The organism is Deinococcota bacterium (assembly GCA_030858465.1).
Lineage (GTDB): Bacteria > Deinococcota > Deinococci > Deinococcales > Trueperaceae > JALZLY01.
In genome coordinates this window covers 1-4,828 of record JALZLY010000100.1, presented here as the reverse complement: position 1 = coordinate 4,828, position 4,828 = coordinate 1, and the positions used below count along the sequence as shown (strand labels likewise).

3 protein-coding genes are annotated in these 4,828 nt (G+C 70.1%); 1 reads left to right on the top strand and 2 read right to left on the bottom strand.

Annotated elements, in window-relative coordinates; genetic code table 11:
• Positions 1 to 361: hypothetical protein (locus M3498_04715; protein ID MDQ3458599.1), on the top strand; the 361-nt coding region annotated here is incomplete at its 5' end.
• Between the two features lie 130 nt (positions 362 to 491).
• Here M3498_04715 and M3498_04710 read toward each other — a convergent pair.
• Positions 492 to 2,108: a phosphoenolpyruvate carboxykinase gene (locus tag M3498_04710; protein ID MDQ3458598.1), complete on the bottom strand. Its 1,617-nt coding sequence runs from the start codon at positions 2,106 to 2,108 to the stop codon at positions 492 to 494.
• A 231-nt stretch (positions 2,109 to 2,339) separates the two neighbouring features.
• Positions 2,340 to 4,828, bottom strand: a 2,489-nt coding sequence (locus tag M3498_04705; GenBank protein MDQ3458597.1) for a translocation/assembly module TamB, incomplete at its 5' end; no start/stop codon positions are given.

The following is a 4,828-nucleotide window of genomic DNA, read 5'->3' as shown; positions in this document are numbered from 1 at the left end:
AGCGACGTGGCAATCTCGCTTTTTGCCGATACGGACGAGATTGCTTCGCTTCGCTCGCAATGACAGCCATTTTCCTCATGACAAACCCCGAGGGTTTTGGGGCTCTGGGGCAATTCGCCAGCAGTATCTTGACATGAGTCCGGATGAATTTCGCAGGGCGGGCTACCGGATGATCGACCGGATCGCCGACTTTCTCGCCTCGTTGCCGGAGCGGCCCGTGAACCCGGGCGAATCCCTCCAGCAGGTTCGAGAGTTGCTCAGCAAAGATTCGCTCTCCGAAGGGGCACTGAAGCTGGGCGCCTGCTCGAGGACACCGCCGACTTTTTGTTTGACTGCTCCTTACCTCTACAACCTCGCTTAATCACGATTTGCGGCCTCTTAAGCTTCCCTAAAGGCTCTGTCACGCTCCTCTTTAAGCGTTATAGAGGATGTTCCTTCCCCACAGCAATCGATGTTGTAGAGCCAGTCTCTCTCATGGTAAGCGGCTGGCTTTAGCCCTTCGGCGCGGCCTCCTTGACCTTGCTGGAGGCGCCGTCCCCAACGGCCCCGAAGTTCTCCCGGAACATCGCTGCGAGCTTCTTGGCCTGCGCGTCGTAGGCCGCCGGGTCGCGCCAGGTGGCGCGGGCGTCCAAGACCTCGTCAGGCACGCCGGGGCAGCTCAGCGGCACCTCCACGCCGAAGACGGGGTGCGTCTTCGTCTTACCCTCGTCGAGCGCGCCCGACAGCGCCGCTTGGACCATCGCGCGGGTGTAGGCGAGCCTGATGCGCTCGCCCTCGCCGTGGGGGCCGCCCGTCCAGCCGGTGTTGACGAGCCAGACCTTGGCCCCGTGCCTTTCCAACCTTTCGCCCAGCATCTCGGCGTAGCGCTGCGGCGGCAGGGGCATAAAGGGCGCGCCGAAGCAGGTGCTGAAGGTCGCCACCGGCTCGGTGACGCCGCGCTCGGTGCCGGCGACCTTGGCGGTGTAGCCGCTCAGGAAGTGGTACATGGCCTGCGCCGGCGTGAGCTTTGAAACAGGCGGCAGGACGCCAAAGGCGTCGGCGGTCAGAAACACGACCGTCTCCGGGTGGCCGGCGACGCCGGTGGTGGAGGCATTGCTCAGCTGGGTGATGGGATAGGCCGAGCGGGTGTTTTCGGTTTTGGCGTTTTCGTCCAGGTCTATCTCGCGGGAGTCGGGGTCGATGACGACGTTCTCGAGCACGGTGCCGAAGCGCCGGGTGGTGGCGTAGATCTCGGGCTCGGCCTGCGGGTTCAGCTTGATCACCTTGGCGTAGCAGCCGCCCTCGAAGTTGAAGACGCCCTTGTCCGACCAGCCGTGCTCGTCGTCGCCGATAAGCGTGCGCGCGGGGTCGGCCGAGAGGGTGGTCTTGCCGGTGCCGGAGAGGCCGAAAAAGAGCGCCACGCGGCCCTCGTCGCCCACGTTGGCCGAGCAGTGCATGGGCATCACGCCGCGCCCCGGCAGCTCGAAGTTCATGATCGAGAAGATCGACTTCTTGATCTCGCCCGCGTACTCGGTGCCGCCCACCAAGACGAGCTTCTCGGTGAGGTTGAGGGCGATGACCGTGTCGCTGTTCGCGCCGTGCCGCTCGGGGTCGGCCTTGAAGTCGGGCAGGTCGATGACGGTGTAGGTCGCGAAGCTCCCCGAAGGGCTGGGCTGGTGATCCTCGAGCTCTGCCGGCGTCGGCCGGATGAAGAGGTTGCGGGCAAAGAGGCTGTGCCAGGCGTAGCGGGTGATGATGCGCACCGGCACGCGGTAGTCGGGGTCGGCGCCGACGAAGAGGTCCTGCACGAAGACCTCCTTGCCCCGGGCGTGCGCCGTCATGTCCTCGCGCAGGCGCTCGAAGCTTTCGGGGCTCATGGCCTGGTTGGTCTCGCCCCAGGCGACCTTGCCTTCGGTGGCAGCGTCCTTGACGATGAACTTGTCGTTCGGCGAGCGGCCGGTGTAGCGGCCGGTGTCCACCACCAGCGGGCCGTGCGCAGCCAGCAGGCCCTCGCCGCGCCTCACCGCCTCCTCGGCGAGCCGGGCGGCGGACAGGTTGCTGTGGACGGCCTCGAGACCGCTGAGGCCAAGGCTGGCCAGTTCGGCCTCCACGCTTGCGGGCGCGCTCATGTTTGCTCTTTGTGGCGCGGCGCGCCTGCTTGTGGTCGGCGTCGCGGCTGACAGTGTCCAGTCATGGTGTCCTCCCGTGGGGCGAGGTGTAGGGTGAGGTGTGGGCAGGGCGCGACGCGCCTGCGGGTCCAGCCCTGCCGCCCTGTGCGGGGTCAGCCTAACAGGCCGCCCGCCCGCCAAGGTCTTTTTACCCGCCACCATATACAAAGTATAACGTATAGCAGCTACAGCCTACCAGCGGAAGTCCAGGCCGAAGCGCACCCCGACGCTGCTAGCGAGGTCGTTGCCTGCGCCGCCCCGGAGGTCCAAGCCCGCGCCCAGCTTGACGAGCGGGCTCACCCCGTAGGAGAGGCCCAGGTTGAACTCGGGCACGGGGACGAGCTGGGCGCCGAGCCCGCGGCCGGCTGAGCTGCCTCTGGGCAGGCCCAGGCCGCCCGACAGGCTCAGCTCGAGCGGGCTCAAGTCGTAGCGCAGGTTGAAGCCGCCGCCCAGAGCGTAGAGTTCCGGCGCGTACTGAAAGCGGCCCAGGCTGAAGCTGGCGAAGACCTCGTCCGCGAGGTAGGTGCCCACGCGCACCGACACCGAAAAGTCGCTCTCGCCCGCCTCCAGGAGCCCGCTCAGGGCGCCCGCGCGGATCTCCAAGACATCGACGCCCAGCACCTCGGCCAGGGCCTGCTGCAGCTCCGCGAGCAGGTAGAGGTCGATGGCGGTGTCGAGCGCGGTCTGCGCCACCGCCTCGCCGCGGAGCGCCTGGCGCACGTCGGCGCCCAGTTCCAGGCGGCCCAGGGTCAAGAGCGTGACGATCTCCTCGTCTTGCAGCGGCCGCACCCCGCCGCCGCGGCGGTCCTCGATGAGGGCGTCGCTCGACAGGGTGGGCTCGAGGTGCAGGCGCTGGACGCCCGGCGCGGCCTCGACGAACTCGCCGTAGAGGTCCAGGAGCACCCTGAAGCCGTGGCCCTCGCGCGGGGCGGCGAAGCTGACCAGCTCTCGCGCTTCGGCGCTCAAGACCCGCGACTTGTCGAAGCTCGTCTCGGCGCGGGCGCGGATCACCGGGTAGCGTCCCCGGGCGGGCGCGAACAGGGCCTCGGCGTCTTGCACGGTGAAGTCGCGGCCCGAAAAGCGCAGCCCGCCGCGCACCAGCCGGGCGCTGCCCGCTAGGAGCGGCTCGGCCGCCGTGCCCGTGAGCACCAGGTCGGCGCTCAGCTCGAGGTTGCCCAGGCTCTCGCGGAAGACGAGCTGCTGCGGCGCCTGAATGTGCAGGCCGTCGAAATGCACGCGCTCCAGCAGGGGGTTGCTCGCCTCCTCGCGCACCGCCACCGCCGGCGCGCCGCCAGCGTCCCTGCCCTCGAAGCCCAGCCGCGCGCCGTGGCCGAAGACCGTGCCCGAAAGCCTGAAGCCGTCCCCGTAGCGCAGCCTCAGGTCGGCGTCCAGCTCGCTCTCGAGGAGGTAGTAGCGCGGCGCGGCCAGCGCTAAGTGCCGGCCCGTCAGGCTGAGGTCCAAGGGCACCAGGCTGCCGGAGAGCGTGAAAGGCTCGCCCAGCCGCCCCTCGCTCTCGAGCCGCCAGTCCCCTCCGGCGTTCAGGACCCGGCCTTGGAGGCCGTCGATGAGGCCGACGACGGGCAGCGCGGCGCTGCCCGCGAAGCTCAGCTCGAAGTCGCCGGCCGCGAGCGGAAAGAGCCCGAGTCTGCCGCCGACGCTGAGCTCGAGCGCGCCGCCCCCGGGTTGGACCCCCTCGAGCCGGCTCCTGCCCGCGACCTGCCCCTCCGTGACCTCGAGCTCGGTCTCCGCCAGCCGGTAGCGCGCCCCGCCGAGCGAGACCTCGAGGCGCGGGCTACGCGCCGTCAGGGTGGGCGCATCCGCCGTCCCGGCGAGGTGCAGGTCCAAGGAACCCCGCAGCCCCGGTCCCTGCCCGGCGAGCGGCAAGAGGAGCGCCAGGAGCGGGCCGAAGTCGGCGTCCTCGGCCCGCAGGCTGAAGTCGAGGCCGTCCGGCCCGAGCCGCCCGCCCGCCTGCCACAGGCCCGCGCCGCGAAACTCGGCCGTCTCCAGGACCAGCCCGGTCTCGTCGTAGCGCAGGGCCAGCTCGCCCTCGGAGACGACGCCGCCCCTCGCCAGGCGGATGCGCTCGCTGGCGAGGCGCACGTCGCTCCTGGCGAGGTCGTCAAGCGGCAGGTCGAAGCGGACCAGGCCGGTGACGCCGGCCGTGACGCCGGAGGGGCCGAAGCGCGCCTCGACCAGGCTCTCCAGGGGGAAGCCCTCCAGATTGACCAGGCCCGCGAGCCGCCCCCTGCCGTAGGTGAGGGTGGCGCGGCTGTGGCCCAGGCGCCCTCTCAGTTCGACCTCTTGCCAGTTGCCGCTGAAGTCGAACTCGCTGGGCAGCCCGCGGCCGGCGACGCTGAGCTCGGGGACGAGCACCTGGCCGATGACCGCGTCGCCGATAAACTGCGCCACGCCGGTCACGGGCGCGTCGAGCTCGGGCAGGGCCGCGGCCACGGCGGGAAGGTGAGCGAGGTTGAAGGCGTCGAGCCGCGCCAGGCCCTGCAGGTTCTCCCCGCCCTCCGGCAAGAAGCGCGCCGCCACCCCTTCCGGCAAGAGCCTCTTCCAGCCCGCCTCGCCCGAGAGGCTGAGCCTGCCCCGCTCGGCCTCGAGCCGGCCGCTGCCGGAGAGGCCCCGCGCGCTCAGCTCGAGCGCCGCCGACAGGCTCAGGCTGCCCAGGCCGTGGG

What these genes read in the sequence shown, in the direction of transcription:
- M3498_04710 (MDQ3458598.1), bottom strand. Translation starts at nt 2,108, where the DNA reads ATGAGCGCGCCCGCAAGCGTGGAGGCCGAACTGGCCAGCCTTGGCCTC.